Annotated in this window: 11 protein-coding genes and 5 pseudogenes; 5 read left to right on the top strand and 11 right to left on the bottom strand. The window is 61.3% G+C overall.

Translation table 11 applies throughout. From position 1 onward, the window contains the following. Positions 1-166 precede the first annotated feature (166 nt). From OKW26_RS17575 to OKW26_RS17550, 6 genes and pseudogenes are all read right to left on the bottom strand, one after another. Entirely contained in the window at positions 167-5689 is a 5523-nt protein-coding gene (locus tag OKW26_RS17575) for a trifunctional serine/threonine-protein kinase/ATP-binding protein/sensor histidine kinase (protein WP_429354538.1), read from the bottom strand. 560 nt (positions 5690-6249) lie between these two features. Further along, a complete protein-coding gene (locus OKW26_RS17570; RefSeq protein ID WP_429355247.1) occupies positions 6250-6669 on the bottom strand; it encodes an AMP-binding enzyme in 420 nt (139 codons plus the stop codon). 135 nt (positions 6670-6804) lie between these two features. Continuing rightward, positions 6805-7924, bottom strand: a pseudogene (locus OKW26_RS17565) (AMP-binding protein); the annotation flags it as partial. 394 nt (positions 7925-8318) lie between these two features. Further along, positions 8319-8936: pseudogene (locus OKW26_RS17560) on the bottom strand (hydantoinase B/oxoprolinase family protein); the annotation flags it as partial. 57 nt (positions 8937-8993) lie between these two features. Continuing rightward, positions 8994-9173, bottom strand: a pseudogene (locus OKW26_RS17555) (DDE-type integrase/transposase/recombinase); the annotation flags it as partial. A gap of 120 nt (positions 9174-9293) precedes the next feature. After that, complete coding sequence (locus tag OKW26_RS17550; RefSeq protein ID WP_429354537.1) at positions 9294-10385, bottom strand: group II intron reverse transcriptase; 1092 nt, start codon at positions 10383-10385, stop codon at positions 9294-9296. A gap of 41 nt (positions 10386-10426) precedes the next feature. Between OKW26_RS17550 and OKW26_RS17545 the strand changes: the two are divergent. From OKW26_RS17545 to OKW26_RS17535, 3 genes and pseudogenes are all read left to right on the top strand, one after another. Further along, a pseudogene (locus OKW26_RS17545) lies at positions 10427-10654 on the top strand (DUF5372 family protein); the annotation flags it as partial. 43 nt (positions 10655-10697) lie between these two features. After that, a complete protein-coding gene (locus OKW26_RS17540) occupies positions 10698-10862 on the top strand; it encodes a hypothetical protein (RefSeq protein ID WP_244144848.1) in 165 nt (54 codons plus the stop codon). Further along, positions 10855-13074 carry a recombinase family protein gene (locus OKW26_RS17535; RefSeq protein ID WP_429354536.1) on the top strand — a complete coding sequence of 740 codons (2220 nt, stop codon included), beginning with the start codon at positions 10855-10857 and terminating at the stop codon, positions 13072-13074. The genes OKW26_RS17540 and OKW26_RS17535 overlap by 8 nt, the downstream gene beginning before the upstream one ends. A gap of 14 nt (positions 13075-13088) precedes the next feature. Here the strand turns inward: OKW26_RS17535 and OKW26_RS17530 are convergent, their stop codons facing one another. The 3 genes and pseudogenes from OKW26_RS17530 to OKW26_RS17520 all read right to left on the bottom strand — a co-directional run. Next, a complete protein-coding gene (locus tag OKW26_RS17530; protein WP_429354535.1) occupies positions 13089-13667 on the bottom strand; it encodes a reverse transcriptase N-terminal domain-containing protein in 579 nt (192 codons plus the stop codon). Positions 13668-14337: 670 nt separating this feature from the next. Next, entirely contained in the window at positions 14338-15057 is a 720-nt protein-coding gene (locus OKW26_RS17525; protein WP_429354534.1) for an IS6 family transposase, read from the bottom strand. Positions 15058-15119: 62 nt separating this feature from the next. Next, a pseudogene (locus OKW26_RS17520) lies at positions 15120-15227 on the bottom strand (LysR family transcriptional regulator); the annotation flags it as partial. A 42-nt stretch (positions 15228-15269) separates the two neighbouring features. Here OKW26_RS17520 and OKW26_RS17515 point away from each other — a divergent pair. Together OKW26_RS17515 and OKW26_RS17510 are read left to right on the top strand one after the other, a co-directional pair. Further along, a complete protein-coding gene (locus OKW26_RS17515; protein WP_429354533.1) occupies positions 15270-15437 on the top strand; it encodes a hypothetical protein in 168 nt (55 codons plus the stop codon). An 81-nt stretch (positions 15438-15518) separates the two neighbouring features. Next, on the top strand, positions 15519-16064 hold the full coding sequence (locus tag OKW26_RS17510; protein WP_429354532.1) for an MFS transporter: 546 nt from the start codon (positions 15519-15521) through the stop codon (positions 16062-16064). Positions 16065-16818: 754 nt separating this feature from the next. Here the strand turns inward: OKW26_RS17510 and OKW26_RS17505 are convergent. Both OKW26_RS17505 and OKW26_RS17500 read right to left on the bottom strand, forming a co-directional pair. Continuing rightward, positions 16819-17910, bottom strand: coding sequence for an NmrA family NAD(P)-binding protein (locus tag OKW26_RS17505; protein ID WP_429354531.1), 1092 nt, complete (start codon positions 17908-17910; stop codon positions 16819-16821). Between the two features lie 242 nt (positions 17911-18152). Further along, positions 18153-18959, bottom strand: a complete 807-nt coding sequence (locus tag OKW26_RS17500) for an oxidoreductase (RefSeq protein WP_429354530.1) — start codon at positions 18957-18959, stop codon at positions 18153-18155. Positions 18960-18993: the final 34 nt, after the last annotated feature.

The raw sequence follows: 18993 nt of genomic DNA, 5'->3' as shown, positions 1-18993 counted from the left end.
GCAATCCTGGACCATCTTGAGACACTCGTAGGCGCGCCGCGGCAGACATTGCAACGTCGGCTTCGAGCCAGACAGCGGACGCTGGCCGATCGATTAAAGACCGCATCGCCGGCCTCAGCCGGCTCGCGGACCGCAACCGCCAGAAAATTGCTCGTGTTGCGTGCAATCACGATGAAAGTTCTGGATAAACCGGCACGGTGAACTGAAAGACCGCGCCGCGCGGCACGTTCGCACTCGCCCACAATCGGCCGCCGTGTGCTTCGATGATCGAACGGCAGATTGACAGTCCCATCCCCAAACCGGCGGACTTCGTGGTGTAGAACGGGGCGAAAACGTGTTCGGCGCTGTCCGCGGCAAAGCCCGGCCCCGAATCGCGCACCGCCACGAGCATGCAGCCAGCGTCGGCTGTCCCGGTGGTGACTATTAATTCGCGTGCGCCATCGCTGACGCCGCTCATCGCCTCGATCGCGTTGATGACCAGATTGAGGAGGACTTGCTGCAGTTGCACCCGGTCGCCTTCGATATGCGGCAAGCCCCCCGCGAGTTGCGTCTGCACCGAGGCGCCGCGCTTCGTTGCTTCGCCACGCGTGAGCTCGATCACCTCGCGGATCGCCTCGTTGAGGTCCATCCGTTCCTTCCGTGGTGGCGCCTTCCTGATCAGCTCACGAATCCGGCCGATGACGTCCCCCGCCCGATTGGCGTCCTTCACGATACGGCCGAGCCCCTGCCTGGCGTTCTCCACGTTGGGAGGCTGCGCGCTCAGCCAGCGCAGCGCTGCCTGGGCACTGGTGACCGTCGCCGCGATCGGCTGGTTGACCTCATGGGCGATCGAGGCCGTGAGCTGCCCCATAGTGGCCACGCGGTTCGCATGCGCCAGCTCCGTCTGCACTTCGCGGTAGCGCCGTTCGCTTTCGCCCGCTTCTTCCTCGGCCCGCTTGCGCTCGGTCAGATCGAGCACGAAAGCGACACCTTCCTTGCCACCTGCTTTGAATGTGGCCCCACCAACCATGACGGGTACACGGCTGCCGTCCTTCCTGGTGAACTCCTTCTCGTAGGCCTGTCCGCGCCCCGTTTCCCCGGCCTCTGCCAGGGCTCGTTCGTCGACTTCACGCCATTCCGGCGGCGTCAGATCCGTCCAGCGTACGCGACCCGAAACGAGATCCGCGCGCTCGTATTCCACCATGCGCAGAAATGCGTCATTGGCCTCGAGAATGTCACCACCGGCATTCCAGACGATGATCCCGATGATGTTGGCGTCGACGAGGCGCCGGATTTTGGCTTCGCGCTCGGCGAGATCGCGGTACAAACGGGCATTCTCCAGCGCAATCGCGGCCTGCGAGGCCACCAGCTTCAGCACGGCGATCCGGGCCGGACTGAACACGCGGACAGTCAGACTGTTTTCGAGGTAGAGCGCGCCGGTCAGCCTGGCCTGATTCATCAGGGGCAAGCAGAGAATCGAACGGGCACGATGCTCACGGATATAAGGATCGGTCGCAAACGGGGGCTCGGCCACGGCATCGTCGAGAATGACGCTCTCGCGAGTGCGCAGGACGTGGTAGAGGACCGACTCCGGCAGCATTGCCGCGCTCACCGGCACATCGCGCAGCTGCAACTGGGTCGCGTCGCCGCCGCTCGACGCTTCCGCTGCTATCCGTTGTTCGCCGCCGTCCGACAGAATCAACAGGCCGCGCTCGGCGCCCGCCTGCTCTGTGGCCGTGCGCATGAGCGTATCCAGCAGCTTCTCCAGCACTATCTCGCCCGAGACCGCCTGCGACACCTTGATGACCGTGGCGAGGTCGAGGTGCTCGACCGGCGTCGCGATCGTGCTTGTCGGGTCGGGCGCGGACTCTTCTGTCCTGAGGTGCGGATACCTCTCCTCGAGTTGTCGCACCTTGCCATCGGCGCCCCAACGCAGGTAGCCGTAGCGGGCGTCCTGCAAATACAGACGGGCAATCTTCTCAAGACCGCGCGCCGCGTAGAACCGCCCGGCGAGTTCGTTCGCGAGTGCCTCATTGTGGACAGAGCCGTTTGCCTGGGCCGAGTGGATGGCCTGCTCGTAGAGCTGCTCGGCATCAAGCCCGCGGCCTTCGATGCGGGCGATCTCGGCACCGACCAGCGCGGCGCGGTTCCCGAAATTCTCCGGGCAATTCTTCGCCCAGGCCTGCAGTTGCCTGTGATGCGCAGCCACAGCGTCGAGGTGCTGCGGCCGCTCGCCTGCCGGTCCGGAATCGCACCACGCGGCTTGGGCCAGCGCGCCGTAAAAATGATATTCGGCTTCCTCAAGGAGCGAGGATGAGGTCCAGAGCAGCGGTTGCGCCTTGGATGCGGCGTCCAGGGCGGTCGCGTAGTCGCCGGCGATATAGCGCGCCTGCAATTTCCGGATCCAGTACCAACACGCAGCGATCGCCAGGGCCGGGTTGCCGGATAAATGGCGTTCGAAATGAAGCTCATTGAACCGCCCGTCGTCAAGGCAGCCAAATTTCAGCGTCAAGCCCCGGAGCATCCGGATCAATGCGAGCTGCGCTGCGATGATGTCAATGACGAAGCCGAAGCGCGCCTTCTCGACGAACGCGAGGCCGTGTTCGGCTTCGCCTTGCACCTCCCGCAGCGGATCGCCGGCGAAGAGCAGGTCCGAGTTTAGAATGTTGCACGCAAAGGCTGCATACGTGAGGTCGCCGATCCGGTTCGCCGCGTCGAACACGCGGCGCAGCAGATCACGGCTAGTTCGCACGTGTTTCACCCAGGGCACGACGGAAGCCGCAAAGGAACAATAGGTGCTCGCCTCGAAGCGTTTGAGCCCGCGTCGTTCGACCAGCTCGTAGCCGAGCTGGCCGAACCGGAATCCGGCCTCGTAGTCGCTGAAACGCGGTCCGGCGATCCTGGCGAGCATGACATAGGCGACACATGAAGCATCGCAGTTGCCGACTTCGAGGCTGAGACTGACCGCCTTGCAGGTCGTCAGGGAAGCCAGGTTCGCGTCCGTATACACGGCCGGCGGCAAGACCTTACTCAGAACCTCGACGGTCGCGAAGGATGCCGCGTCTCGCATCGGCGGCAAATCGATGAGTTCCTCGATTGTCCGGCTCCCAAGCAGTGACCAGATGCGCTCGTATTCGCGTCGCACCTCCTCATCTTTCGGATGGGGCGACCACGCGATACCGACCTGCCGGAGGTAGTTGAGACAGACAGCGACCGCGCGGCCGGCCTGATCGAGGGCCATGCAGACATCAATGTGCAAGCACGCGACGATCGCTTGTTCGACCGTTGTCGTGGCACGAGTCGACAGCGCCGCCAATCGCTCGTCGGCGACCGATAACTGGCCGGTGAGGAATTCGCATTCGGCCCAATTCAGCTCCAGCGCAAAGATCAGCTCATGCCGTCGCGCCCAGCAATCCTCCGCCAACTGCGCCGCACCAGCGACGAGATAGGCGAGCGCCGCGGCGTAGGCAGTGGCCCCCTTGGCGCGCTTGCCTGCGATCAGGTTGAACTCGGCGAGTTGGTCCCGTTCCTCCTGGTCGGTGATCAGCGTGGCGCCGCGGTTGAGCTGACTGACGATGTCGAAGATCGCCTCCTCCCGCTTCTCGGGAGGTGTGTGCGCCGCGAGCAAGCGACCGATCCGGAGGTGGACCTCGGCGCGGGATGCTTCCGGGATCAGCGAAAAGGCGGCTTCCTGGACCCGGTCGTGGATGAATCTGTACGACCCTTCCAGGCGCTCGATCAGTTCCTCACGGACCGCCGGCCACAGCGCCGCATGCACCTGCTCCTCCGAAGTCCCGAGAACGATCGCAAGCATCGTGATCGCGGCGGTGTTGCCGAGGCAGGCCAGTAGCTGCAACGCCTGCTGCGTGTCGGCCGGCAGGCGGGTCACGTTGCCAACCATGAGGTCGACAACATTGTCGGTGTAACCCTTGGCGTAAATGCGATCGAGATTCCAGGACCAGCACGCCGCGTCATAATCGAAAGTGAGCAAATCCTCGTCCGCAAGTGCGTGCAGAAACTGAATCACGAAGAACGGGTTGCCGGCGGTCTTCTCATGCACCAGCTGCGCCAGCGGCGCGGCGCGGTCAGGTTCGCAGTGAAGGGCATCCGCGATCAGGTGCTCTATGTGCTCACGGGCAAGCGGCGCAAGCGCGATTTCGTCGATCTTCGCGCCTGCGTTTTTGATTGCTTCAAGCTTGCGCATCAGCGGATGCTGGGCATCGACCTCATTGTCCCGGTAAGCGCCGATCAGCATCAGGTGTTGCAGGTCCGACCGGGTCAGCAGATCCTCGAGCAGGTCGAGCGTCGCCGCGTCGAGCCATTGCAGATCGTCGAGAAAGAGCGCGAGCGGATGGTCCGGTCGGGCAAACACACCGATGAATCGGCGGAGCACCAGCTGGAAACGGCGTTGCGCCTGCTGCGGCTCAAGTTCCGGGACCGGCGGCGGGTCACCGATAATGAGCTTCAGTTCGGGGATGAGGTCGGTCATGAGCCGCGCATTCGGGTCCAGCGCCTCCAGAAACGCGCCGCGCCAGATCGCCAGCTCCGTGTCGCTCTTGCCGAGAAGAGGCCTTACGAGACTCTGAAACGCCTGCACCAGCGTCGAATAGGGAATGTCGCGCTTGTACTGGTCGAACTTGCCGGAGGCGAAGAGCCCGCGCGGTGGCACCAGCACCTTGTGCAGCTCATGGACGAGCGCGGATTTGCCGATCCCGGAATAGCCGGACACCAGTATCAACTCCGGGGCGCCGCCTTTGACGACGCGGTCGAAGGACGCGAGCAGGGTCTCGATCTCGCGCGCCCGCCCATACAGCTTCTCGGGAATCAGCAGCCGGTCGGGCGTGTCGTGTTCGCCCAGCGGGAAGTCATCGATGTGGTGCTGATGCTCCCAATCGGCCAGGCAGTGCTGCAGGTCGCGCTCGACCCCGGCCGCGGTCTGGTAGCGCGCCTCGGCCGTCTTGGCGAGCAGCTTCATGACGATCCGGGAGACCGGAACCGGGATCCTCTCCGACCGCTCGCTGGGCGGCACCGGCTTTCTGGCGATATGGCAGTGCACCCATTCCATGGGGTCGGCGGCCGTAAACGGCAGCGCGCCGGTGAGCATCTGATAGAGCGTGACGCCAAACGAATAGAGGTCGCTGCGCGAATCGATCGAGCGGTTCATCCGGCCGGTCTGCTCGGGCGCCATGTAGGCGAGCGTGCCGGCGATGGTCTCGGGCGGCGCGGGCGCCTGTCGTTCGCGCGGCAGCCGCGAGGCGATGCCGAAGCCGGTGAGCCGCGCCTGGCCGTCCGCGCAGTTCACCAGGATATGGGCCGGCTTGAGGTCCTTATGGACGAGGCCGCGCTGATGGAGCTTGCCAAGCGCCGCGGCGATGCCCACAGCGAGCCGCACCATACGTCCCACCTCCATGGGCGCGCCGAGCAACTGCGCGAGCGGCTCACCGCCCGGATCCTCGAGCACCAGCAGAGTCCGGCCGCCTTCGCGCACCAGTTCCAGTGGCCGCACTGCCCACCCGCCATCGAGTCCGTCCTTCAATCCGAATTCGTGCGCGAGGCGTTCGAGGATGCCGGGTGGTGGATGTTCGGCGGCGGGCCGCGCAATCAGGACGTTGTCGCCATCGCCATCGCCCGGGTGCCGCCCTCGAGAGAAGACGCGCTCGCCATCCTCCCACGCGATTTGGAGACTGTTACCCATCGGTGCCGGAACCATGTGTAGGGCTCATTTGTCGCGGCCCTGCCGTCGGGCTGGTGCCCGTCATTGGTCTAAATACCTTTCGTCCGCCTCAATTGGGCAGGGTGCGCTCGCAAAGCAATGTACAAGAGGGCATCTGCACGGTCAGTAACGCGTACAGCAGCAGGCATCTGCTGAGGATACACCTCGACGACTGCGGCGCCATCGGGATTTGGGCTGAGAGCCTGCGTTGAGGACCGTCATGTCCTGTGACGGTTTGGGCGCCGCACAATTGTTGCGAGATGGGCCACGCTGATAGCACCCGCATGAAGTCTGATGAAAGGGCGGAGGGCCACGAACCAAGAGCGCCTGTCTGGAGCGAACTTCCGCGGCAGGGTCCGGGTTGGCCTCGTCCAACACAATCCGCGACCGTAGGCAAAGGCCGAGAGCATGCCGGCAGCCGCGGGCACGGATGACCGTTGCGCCTCGGAAAGCTGCCGGTTACTTGATGAGGCGTCCAACGGCGGAAGTGGGTCGGCTACCGCCGGCTATACCAAATGGCGGTGAGGTGGCGGTCTCTTTGACAGCCTCCTTTTCGATTATTCCGCCGCAGGTTTCGACCCGCCGCCTACCATTGCGCGCTCGTCGGCAAGCGGACAGTTCTCAACTTCGAGCGCCGACGGCAGCAGGTGATCGCAGAACTGCTCGCGCAGCTTCAGTTTGTGCAGTTTTCCAACGGCCGTATGCGGCAATTCGTTGACGAAGACAACGTCATCGGGCATCCACCAGTTCGCGACCTTACCCTCGTAGAACGCGAGCAGTTCGTCGCGCGTGACCTCCGCGCCCTTGCGTTTGACGACGACGAGCAGCGGCCGCTGCAGCCACTTCGGATGGGCGCAGGCGATGCAGGCCGCCTCTGCGACGGCCGGATGCGCGATCGCGATGTTCTCGATTTCGATCGAACTGATCCACTCGCCTCCCGACTTGATCACATCCTTGCTGCGGTCGTTGATCCGCATGAAACCGTCCCGGTCGATCGTGGCCACGTCGCCAGTCGGAAACCAGCCGTCGACGAGCGGCGAGTCATCCTTCTGGAAATACCGCTTGATCACCCACGGACCGCGCGTGTGCAGTTCGCCGAACGCGACGCCGTCCCACGGCAGGTCGCGCCCATCGTCGCCGACGATCTTCATGTCCACGCCGTAGATCACGTGCCCCTGCTTTTCGCGCAGCCTGCGCTGCTCTTCCGGCGGCCGCTGTGATTGTTCCCAGCTGAGTTTTGCGAGCGTGCCGAGCGGTGACATCTCGGTCATGCCCCATCCGTGAATGGCTTCGACGCCGTATTCCTCGAAGGTGCGCAGCATCGCCGGCGGGCACGCGGACCCGCCGATCACCGCGCGTTGCAGTGACGACAACCGCACCCCCGCTTCCTTCATGTAGTTGAGCAGGCCAGACGGTTGGCACGCCGGCGGAATACGTGACGCGCTCCGCCTGCATCAGTTCGAACAGGGATTTACCGTCGAGATCCTTGCCCGGAAGGACGAGTCTCGCGCCCGTGAGCGGCGCGGCATGCGGCATGCCCCATGCATTCGCATGAAACATCGGCACGACGGGCAACACCGAGTCGCGCGCCGATAGACACATCGCATCCGGCAGCGCACCGGCGTACGCGTGCAGCACCGTGGAGCGATGCGAATACAGCGCTCCCTTTGGATTGCCTGTCGTGCCCGAGGTGTAACAAAGGTACGATGCCTGGCGCTCGTCGAGGAGCGGCCAGTCGAATGCGCCGTCGTGCGGCTTGAGAAACGTCTCATAGCTGATGAGCGGTATGGGCGTCTGCACCGCAGGCAGATGCGCGTCGTCGGCAAGCGCGATCCACCTATGCACGTTAGGACAGAGGGGCGCAAGGTAATCGATCAGCTGTGCGAACGTCGTATCGAACAGCACGTAGCTGTCATCGGCGTCGTTGATGATCCATGCGATCTGCTCGGGGAAGAGCCGGGGGTTGATGGTATGACAGACGGCCCCGAAGCCCGTCGTGCCGTAATAGGCTTCCAGATGGCGGTAACCGTTCCATGCCAGCGTGCCGATCCGTTCGCCCGGCTGCACATCCAGCGCGATATGCGCCTGCGCCAGTTGCTTCGCGCGCTTTTCGCAGTCACGATACGTGTAGCGATGCACGTCGCCTTCGATGCGCTTTGACACGATCTCGGTCGTGCCGAAGTGACGTGACGCATGGGCCAGCAGTGAGGAAACCGTCAGCGGCACGTCCATCATCTGTCCGAGCAGCGGTGTCGTCATAGCCGAGCCTCCCTGCTATTGCGAACTCGGAATCGCGTAAGAGTGCGAGAAATATCGGACACGGCGCCGGCCCGGTAGCCGAGCCTTCCGGCTATTCAACATAGTTGAGGCCTGCGAGTGTTGCAAATAGATAAGATGGATATTGCTAATTTCTCGCGTCTGTAGCACCCGCAATCCGCACACGGAGACTAGCCCCACGCGCATGTCAGACCGTAGCCGGCCAGCATCTGCCGTTCGCACTGGCGGCGCCCGGGACCCTCGAACGGCTGCTTTGCTCTCAGAGGCGCCCTACCCACGGCATGGCCGGTCAACCATGCCAGTGTGGCACGACGAGCCTAGGCTGGACGCAAGCCCCGCTGTACGGGAGTTAGACTTCCCCGAAACCGCCGCCCCCCGGCGTTTCCACCACGAACACATCTCCCGCCTCCATCTCGACGCTCGCGATATGACCTAAAGCGACGATCTGACCATCCGCGCGCTCGACGCGATTGCTGCCGCGTCTTCCCGCCCGTCCGCCACCCGCGCCGAAAGGCGCATGAATGCGGTTATTCGACAGAATCGACGCCGTCATCGGCGTGAGAAAGCGAATGCGCCGGATCGCACCGTTACCTCCGTGCCAGCGTCCCGCGCCACCCGATTCCGCGCGGATCATATGCGATTCGAGCCGCACCGGGTAGCGCCATTCGAGTACCTCGGGATCGGTCAGGCGCGAGTTGGTCATGTGTGTCTGCACAGCATCGACGCCGCTGAAACCGTTGCCCGCGCCGCTGCCGCCCGCAATCGTTTCGTAGTACTGGTAGCGGGCATCGCCGAAGGTGAAGTTGTTCATCGTCCCTTGGCTCGATGCCACGATACCGAGCGCGCCATACAGCGCATTGGTGATTGCGGACGACGTCTCCACGTTACCCGATACCACCGCCGCCGGATACACCGGATTGAGCATCGAGCGGTCGGGAACGGTCACCGACAGCGGCCTGAGGCAACCGGTTCTGTCGCAATAAGAAAAGTGCGTTTGAACAACGGCCGGAATGCTGAGGACTACTTATACTGCTAACGAGTAGAACTGCTCCGCGGGAGCCTGTCCGATGCCGCAGTCTTTCATCTGCCCCTTGCCGATCATATGCATAAGTTCAATGCCGCTTAACAAGATGCGCGCACAACGGAACGTCTTGAATCCTAACATGGGTCGGGTACGGCGCTTGATCGCCCGATGGTCTTGGTCGGGTAGCCGTACCGCATTGCTGCGGTACGGCCCCCTAAGAACCGTACGTGCGCCTTTAGGAGCATACGGCTCAAGCCTCTACAAAGGCATCTGTCAATACCCGGTGGTGCAACTGCTTTTTCAGGCGTATTGCGGAGTTCTACGGCAATTGGGATGGTGCACCTGGAGGTTGCTTGCTGCATCCGTCCCGCCGTCAGTTCGCTTCACAATGTGCATGACATCCCAGCGGATGTTCATTGTGAGGGGCTGCTGACAGTGGGGACATATGCCGTCTTGCCTTGACCAGACACGGTACATCTTGCGGCGACCTCGCGCGGAGTTCAGCATCTTCTGGCCCCATCGGGATTCGAAGTACCGCGCCCATTGCGGGTCGTGCGGATTGGCACCCGCCTTGATCTTGACATGCCGTTTTATTGGCGTGTCCGATGCCTTCAGCAAGGTGACCTCTCTCGTTGTGCCATCCTCTTCTTTTTCTGTGGCGGCAAAGACCCAGTCCCGGAGACCCTTGGCCTTGAAGTATTTGATTTTTATCCATCGGGCGCCTTTTTTAGGGTGCCGTCTTGCCGCCCATCGCCATAGCATTGACCAGACCTCGTGATCAACCCGATTGAAGGCTTTCTTGGCGACTACATGGCTGTGGTAATTCGCCCATCCTCGTAAGACAGGATTGAGCAGCCTTATCAGGTTCGCCTGTTTAGCCGTCCTGTTGGCCTTGATGATTTCACGGACTTTGTCAAGATGTGCTTTGACGTTCGCTTTCGACGGTTTCATCAAGAGCTTGCCGTTGTACTTGCGAATGTTCCATCCGAGGAAATCAAACCCGTCCTTGATATGCGTTATCCTGGTCTTTTCTGGCGATAAGACCAGCCCGCGTTCCGCCAGAAATTCAGCTACTGCCGGCCTGACCTCATGTTCCAGCCACTCTTTCGAATGGCCGGTGATAACGAAATCGTCCGCGTAACGCACCATGTTCACTTTCAGTCCTCTCTGCCGGGCTCGCGGGAATCTCTCCGCGAGCATCGCTTCGAGGCCATCAAGCGTCATGTTGGCTGCCACCGGTGAGATGATTCCCCCTTGCGGGGTGCCGGCGTCAGTGGGGAAGAGTTCGTTTTGATACACGTAGCCCGCTTTGAGCCACTTCTTTAGGATCACCTTGTCCGTAGGGATATTGGCGAGCATCCAGTCGTGGGAAATTTTGTCGAAGGAAGCCACGACAGACTACCCCATCCCACGACGTTCCTGAATCAGTCGTCATCACACGAGCTGGCCATCCGTTCGAAGGCCAGCGCCTACAGGTCATCAGCCGACGGCAACGCGCCGGCCGATTACACTTTCTGCTGATCCTGCCCGACGAGTCCCGCGGGCTTATTCCCATCGACTGGACCGACTTCCCAGCGTCCACAGCCAACGGCGTCACCATCGCCGCCGCTTCGCGAGCCGACGCCATCGGTTCACTCGCCGATCTTCTCCGCGCTCGCGCGATCATTGACGCTTTACTGCGCCAGACGGAACAGGAGAGCGACGATGCAACTGAACCTGCCCCTAGCGGACCTGCCGTCGGACGACGGCAGCCTATGGGAACAACTGGACCAAACGGCGCGCGACGCGGTGATCGACGCACTCGCTCGCGCAATCGCGAGGGTCGTGACGCAAAGCCGTCAGGGCCAGCGGGAGAACGATGATGAGTGAGGCCAGCAGCAAGATTAGTCCCAGTCATTTGCAGCGCACCGCGTTCGTCTACATTCGCCAGTCCAGCGCCAACCAGGTTGAGAACAACCGTGAATCGACGCAACGCCAGTACGCGCTCGCCCAGCGAGCCACCGCCCTCGGCTGGCCCGAGCAGCACGTCTGCGTAGTTGACGATGACCTGGGGCTTTCGGGGGCCACTACGGCAAGCCGCGGCGGCTTCGCACGCATGACTGCCGAAGTCGCACTCGGGCACGCCGGCATCATTCTCGGGCTCGAAGTGTCACGTCTGGCGCGCAACAATTCTGACTGGTACCGGTTGCTCGACCTTTGCACCATGACCGATACGCTTATCGGCGACGCCGACGGCGTGTACAACCCGGCGCTTTTCAACGATCGTCTGCTTCTCGGCCTGAAGGGCACGATGAGCGAGGCCGAACTGCATACCCTGCGTGCGCGTCTCGACGGTGGCATCCGGAACAAGGCTGCACGAGGCGAACTGCGACGAGGTCTGCCTACTGGAATGGTTTGGGGCGAGGCTGAAGGCGAGGTGCGACTGCATCCGGACGAAGCCGTTATCAGCGTGCTGCGTGCGGTGTTCGCCCGCTTTAGCGAGTTCGGCACAGCTCGCCGTGTCTGGCTATGGTTTCGCGCAGAGAACCTATCGTTCCCGCTGCAGCTCAACTACAGCACCCCTGAAGCGATCCGCTGGGTCGCACCGACCTACATCGCGATCTACAACGTGCTCACCAATCCGGTTTATGCTGGTGCCTACTGTTACGGCAAGAGCCGCAAAGAACGCTATGTCGACGAGCACGGTGTGCTCAAGACACGGATACGACGCCTGCCTCAGTCGCAGTGGTCCGTGCTCATCCGCGATCATCATGAAGGTTACATCGATTGGGCAACCTACGAGACCAATCAAATGCGTCTGGCTACCAATACCAAGCCCCGCCCCCACGAAGCCGGCGGCGCCGTGAGAGAAGGTACCGCCTTGCTGCAAGGTCTGGCAACATGTGGCCACTGCAGCCGCAAACTTGGAACTCACTATCGTGGAACCAACCAGACGCCTGGTTACCACTGCTCGAACAAAGGGATCGAGAATAGTCGCGGCGTCTACTGCCTTAACGTCGGCGGCCTGCAAATCGACGCGGCAGTTACTCAGGCCTTTCTCCATGCGGTTGAACCCGCAGGCCTTGAGGCTGCCGTACGCGCGGCTGAACGTCTCGAAGCTGATCATGATGCCGCGCTCGCGCAGTGGCGCCTGAGCGTTGAACGGGCGCAGTATGAAGCACAGCGTGCCGAGCGGCGATACCGTGCCGTGGATCCCGAGAACCGCCTCGTCGCACGCGGGCTCGAAGCGCAATGGGAGAAGCAGTTGTACGAACTCGAGCAGGCACAGCAGGAGCTTGCCCGTCGTGAACAACTTCGTCCGCGAACATTGAGTGCTCAGGAACGACACAACCTGCTCTCGCTCGGCCAGGATCTCCAGCGCTTATGGGAGGCGCCGAGCCTCGCCGTGCGCGACAGGAAGCAGTTGCTGCGCACGCTACTCGAGGAGGTTTCGATTACCGTCAATCGCGAACAATATCAGGCTCATCTGAAGCTGCGCTGGCGCGGCGGCAAGCTCACCGAATGCGATGTTGCACTACCTCGCTCGCGTCCTGCCACCATTCGCACCGACGAAGATACCCTGGCATTGGTACGTCGACTCGCGCAGCACTATCCCGATGCGACCATCGCAGGCATCCTCAACGCGCAAGGCCGTCTGAGCGCACAGGGCCTTCGTTTCAACCAGAACCTTGTTGGCAACCTGCGCCGTCACTGGAAGATTCCCTGCTTCGAACCACCGGCTGAACGGCCTGAAGGAGAACTGCTCAGCATTCGCCAGGCCGCCCGGGTACTGTGCACCGCACCGTCGACACTCCACCGCTGGGTCAACGCCGGCTTCATCGCTGGCGAGCATCCCACGACCGGCGCACCTTGGCGCATCCGCATCACGGAAGCGTTGCGTGGCCTCTTTGTTGATAGTACTCCTGATGGATACGTCGCCATGCAAGTCGCAACGCGACGACTTGGCGTTTCCCGTCAAACGGTGTTGCAGCGTGTAAAGCGCGGCGAACTCGACGCCGTACTGGTCCGTCGTGGACGAGCCAAAGGCTTACGTATCAAGGTCGTCAACGATCAGCCGGACTTCTTCGAACGCACTTCATGAACCAAGGGGCATTGCTATGAGAGATCCAAACAGCCCTGGATGTCGGCCTCCAGCACCCACTCCGCACTCGCCTTTTTCGCCAGAGAGATGAAGCATTGTCCTCCCGCGTCAGCAGTTGAGCGTTCCGGCCGGAACCCGTAAGAGTTCAGATCGGCGGTGGTTTCCGCAACAGGTTCCAGCGCCAGCAGATGTAACGCCTGCATGGCGCGACATTTCATCACGGGGATGCCGAGCGGCCTCGTCTTGCCGTTTTTCTTCAGAATAAAAACCCTCCGAAGCGGAAGGGGCGAATAACCCCGCCTCTTCAACGACGCAATCGCGTTGGCCTTTGCCGCCGGTGTGTTCCACGTTACCTTGTCCACACCGGGGGTGTTCCTGCCTTTGTTTTCAGTCACCCGTTTCACGGCTAATGCACGGCCGCTAAACGAGTGGGTCAGCAGCCATTGCAGGGCTTTCACCCTGTTATGGCGACCGGCCTGCACAGCCTTCACCATACGCGACTGCAGCCTTCTTACCTGACGTTGAACATCGGCCCAATTGATGCCGTCCCACGCCACGCCAGAAGGTGCACGCGCCCGTGTTGCTGCACTCATTTGCTTTCCTTCCGTATAGATGGTTCTGCAAGCTCTCTGGTGAAGAGAGACCACGAGGAAGTCTGCCCGCTTTCGCGTCGGGTGATGTTGCAACCCGTATCCCGTCCATTACAGCCGGGCATTCGCTTTTTCCCCGATCCTGTGCCCGCACCGCCATGAGCAGACCTCGCAGCCTGCTGTCCCCGAAGGGAGCGATACGGGGTTCCCACGTTCCGCTTATGGAAGTACGTCGGGTTAGGTGCCGGCTCTGGGCCGGGAGGTATATGGATCACGAAAGCGTAATAGAAAGACGCTGTTCCCACCTCCGGTACCGTTTTGGTTCGAGCGCGATAGCCATTTCCGCTCGTTCAACATAACGACCCTATTGCAGATTCAAATGTTTTCACCATACCGACTATCTGGCACTCATCCGGCTTATGGCTGCCAGAAGGGTACGCCTCTCGCGATTGATACCCCACGCCTTGCAGCGTTTCGTTACGTTGTCAGAGCCGCTCTTGATTCAGGCTCCTAGATTCACCGGGTGACACCGGTGGTTCACTCCTTCTATACGGCGAGAAGGGTGAACAACTTCTGTAAGCGACTTCGTGTCGCACTTCCACGATGTTGTTGAGATACTTGGTTATGGTGCAAATAGCGCGGGCGAGCGAGAAGACCGCCTTTCTTGGCTGCATTAACGAGCCGAAAGAACCGCCGTCCAAATCGAGGGCGCAGCAGTATCTTTGAGATGCGCGGCCGCGAGATCGAACTGACCTTTGCGAATGCGATGCATCAGCTCGATACCGGAGATTGTCACGGCCGCGTTTTGGAAGCGTTTGAACCCGAGCATCACGTTCACCCGCGATTTGATGTGGCGATGATCCTGCTCGATCAAATTGTTCAGGTACTTCGACGAGCGCACCGTCGTGTTCGCGGGCAGCAATTCGTCGGTCTTCATCTCGCGCACTGCGCGGTGAGAAGCCGCATAGCCATCCAACGTGATTGTTCGAGGAGCACGCCCCTGAAATCTGGTCGCCTTTGCGAAGAACGCCTTTGCTGCAGCGACATCGCGCCTGGCGCTGAGCCGGAAATCGACCGTCTTTCCAGCCCGGTCAACCGCGCGGTAAAGATAAGCCCATTTGCAACGGATCTTCACGTAGGTCTCGTCAACGCGCCACGACTGACCGGCTGTCGTCGCCCAGCGATTCCAGCGTTTGACGAACTCCGGCGTGAAATGCTTCACCCAGCGCATGATTGTAGTATGTGCCAGAGACAGACCGCGCTCGGCCATCATTTCAGCGAGGTCTCGAAAGCTGAGCTTGTAACGCAGGTACCAACGCACGCAAAGGACGATAATTTCGCGGTCGAAGTGGCGCCCGTTGAACGACTTGTCGATGTCTTTGAACTTGCCCATTGGCTCGTGCTCATCAAAAGCTCGAGCGTAACAGATCGACGCATTCCAAATGCACCACAACCGTCTGGCGATCCTACGATCGCGATCGTCATGTCCGGCGCAATGCGTACAGCGACCATGTCTTTGGCCACCTGGTCGCCAAGCCGCACGCCGATGTCATAGCGATCCGCGCGGTCGGTTCGCTGCAGGCCGGCTGGGCTGTCGGATACGGCGTGCTGTCGACGCTCATCTTCAGCACGCTCGAGCCGTCGCTCGCGTGGCGTGTACTCTTCGCGATCGGGCTTGTACCGACGCTGCTGGTCTTGTGGATCCGGCGCAAGGAGGCGTCAGCCTTCACGCAGGCTTGCCTCGCGCGCCCAGACGACACGCCGCGCGTATAGCCCGTCTTTGACCGCCCGATCTGTACGACGACGTTTAAGGCAGTCCTGCTGACGTTCGGGATTTATGGCGGCAACTACGTCATGATTACCTGGCCGCCAGCGTATCTGAAGCTCGTGCTGCATCTGTCGATCACGAACGTCGGCGGCTATCTCGCGATCAACATTCTCGGCTCGTTCGCCGGCGCTTTCCTGAACGGCTGGATGGCCGACCGTTTTGGACGGCGCCGCACCTTCGTCGTGATTGCCTGTCTTCAGGCAATGGCGGTTGCGATCTACACACTCGCGCCGCTGACGCTGCCTGTCACGCTGCTGCTCGGGTTCGTGCCCGGCACGCTGCAATCCGGCACCGCAGCGGGCACCGGCGCCTACCTGGCCGAACTGTTCCCGGACCCGGATCCGCGCATCGGCACAAGGGCTATGCGGCAATGCCGGCCGCGCGTCCGGCGTCGTGATGCCAGCCATCGTCGGCGTGGTCAGTGCAAAACCTGGACTTGGAAGCGCGATGGGTCTGTGCGCGTGCGTGTCCTACCTGCTGGTTGTGATGGCGGCGCTGTTGCTTCCGGAGACTCGTGGCAAAGACCTGTCCGACGTCACCGCCAGTGCGCACACGGATGTGGAGGAAGCTAACTGCGTTTGCACCCTGACGCGCAAGCTCCGCGGTAATGGGTGTGTCCGACGCCGTTCACCAGGCGTGTGCGAAGGTTCGGCGCGCGTGAATTGGCGCTTCGCCCTATTGCTTCCTGTGCGACGACGGTAGAGGGCAACTTGACGAGGAATTTGATCTTCACGACTACATCTGGCGCCACTGGCAGGGCGCGTTTTCGGCCTGGGCCGAGAAACCGGTATTCAGCATGCGGCCGCAAGTAAGGCTGTGGCTGACGGAATCGCCGCCACAGGATGCCGGTTAGGTCGGGTGCCGCCGATCGAAACCGGCGGTGTTCAGCCCCCTCACCGAAGTTTGCTGTCGGACCGGGTTCGGCCATCTTCAGCCGTTCGGATTCGCGCTCACGCGGTCGTTTGAACAGCTGCTCCGCTCAGATAACGGACCTTCGTGGGGGGACCGTGTCAGATGAGCACTCTCGTTATGTGCAGGGAGCGACTGATCATAGTCACCGAAAGCTATAAGAACTGCAGATCAGGTGCTCAGGGGATGAGCCTGCTCCAGGCATGTCGGATTCGTTCACGAAGGCGGTCGACGACTCGACCGTGCGCTCCCGGTAGTTTGACGCGCACGAGGCGACGGGAGCCGTGACGATCCGATCATCCGTCCCGATGAAAGTCACGACGATCTGCGGAGGCGCCCTGCGAGTTCGCTTCGAATACGTCCCCGAGAAGGCGCGCAGCCTGAACGATTATTGCAGGGCTAATTGCTAAATATTCCTTACAATTTGCCGCGCCTCTGGTCTTCACCAAGCTTCAGGATCGAATGCTTGTGCAAGTGCTCGGGCTGAATCCTCTCCCAGAGCCCCGCTCGGCCAGCCTCTCTCTCCAACTGCTCTTCTCTTCGCAACCACTGCTCGACGTTCCTGATCCTGTGCGGATGGATCTCGTCCAGCAAAGCATAGTCGCGCTTGATGATGTTATGCTTCCACTGGTTCCAGAACCCGGTGAAATTGTCCCGGAAGGTCATCGTACTCTTGTCGTTGGGGTCTGCGTTGTATCCCGCAGGCAGATCGGCGGCCGCCTTCAGCGGGCCACCGAAGTAGGCCTCGAGACTCGTATCGATATATCGGGCGGGATGCCCCGTTACCCGCTCGAACGCAGCGGCGAGATCAGCATACCTGACGTGCTCGATCGCAACCTCGAGATCCATGCCGCTGGCGCGTCCCGGGTTGTCGAACAACCAACGAACATAGTATCCGCAGTCTTCGATCGCGACGTGGACGACCGCGCCATCTCCAAGAGGCACTCTCCAGGTTACGATGCCGTCCTCCACGGTTGGTGTCATGGGTGTCTGGGACGAGAACGCCATCTCCATGTATGGGCCCGTGGTGAAGAGCGCCGCACCCATTCTGTCCTTGTTGTCTTGATTCTGGGATAAGATCCATTCGCCCATGCGGCCCTTGCCGTCATAGTGACCAGTACGGAACCTGGAATCGTACCCCGCCTTCTTCAGCGTATAGTCGAGGTTGCCGTACACGAAGAACTTGACCCCTTCCTCGAGAGCGATTTCGTAGCAGCGGATCGCCCAGTAGGTTTCCGCTTTCTCTCCTGTATTGAAGCCGTCGATGTTGATAAAGGCCCCATCGCATGCGCGAAAACCCTTCCGCAGATTAGCTTCGTCTGCGAACGAACCTTCCAGGATCGATACATTGCCGAGGTCGACGAGGGACTTCGCGCGAGCCGAGTTGGGATCTCGACTGAGAGCGAGAACGGAATATTTCCCATCGCTGACGAGGCCGCGAACGACGGGTAGGCCTTGTGCCCCCGTCGCCCCGATGACGAAAATTCTGGAAACATTCTGGGATGACATGGTCCGTTACTCCGTTGGTGAAATGATTCGCAGGGTACGCCCGCGCCGAACTGCACCCTCGGCGCGACCAGAGCCGCAGCGGCCTTGATGTCGGGCGAGGGCTCGATGTCGGGGATCGACAGGTCGTGCGTTAGTCGATGGTTGTATTGAGGGTCATGGGGTTGCCCTGATAACTGATACGCCTTTTTCAGAAACAGGGGCTCGTCGAACCTTGGCCGCAATGTGATGCGTGGACGAGCGCTTCAAGCAAGTCCGAATGTTTTCCTCAAGCTTGAATCGACCGGGCGGGAGGGCATAAAGCGCCGCAATTTGCTCAGCAGAGATGCCTCGCCCGCGGGCGTACGACGCATTCGCCAGCTGCCAAGCGCCGCTTCGACAATTGTCTTTGCCACGCCATCGGGCGCGGGGCCACCTTTGACACTGTTCACAGTTGCGCTTGATGCAAGGGCACGTTCGCGGTCATAGGCAGCGATTTTCGAGCTTGCCTGAGACGCGTTGACGTCCAGATTGGTCCTGGTAAAGGATGGCTCGACCAGCGTGACGCGTATGCCGAACTGGCGCACCTCATGATCCAGGGTTTCGGTCAGCCCCTCGACAGCATGCTTCGATGCCGAATAGAGGCCCATGTACGGGGCCGGGAGAAACCCGAGCACCGAACTGACATTGACGATCCTTCCACCGCGTTGTGCCCGCATGTGGGGGAGTACAGCCTGGGTCGTGCGAAGGATGCTGAAGACATTGGTGTCGAACAGAGACGAGGCCTCGGCAGTCGACGTTTCCTCGACCGCGCCAATCATGCTCGTTCCTGCGTTGTTGACAAGCACGTCGATTCGCCTGGCGCGATCGATGACGGACTGGATTCCAGCCTGGACCGAAGCATCGTCGCGAACATCCATCTCGACAAGCTCGACGCCCGGGATAGGCGCCGCTTTTGCGATGCTGCGCACGGTGCCAAATACGCGGCACCCCCGCCTGGCAAACTTCTCAGCGGCAGCGCGTCCGATACCCGATGACACGCCGGTAACAACGACAACAGTGGAATTCGACATGGCAGTTTCCTTCGATACGGTGAATTGATGGTGT

Source organism: Paraburkholderia sp. 32 (assembly GCF_050435345.1).
Taxonomy (GTDB): domain Bacteria; phylum Pseudomonadota; class Gammaproteobacteria; order Burkholderiales; family Burkholderiaceae; genus Paraburkholderia; species Paraburkholderia tuberum.
This window is presented reverse-complemented; position numbering and strand designations above follow the sequence as displayed.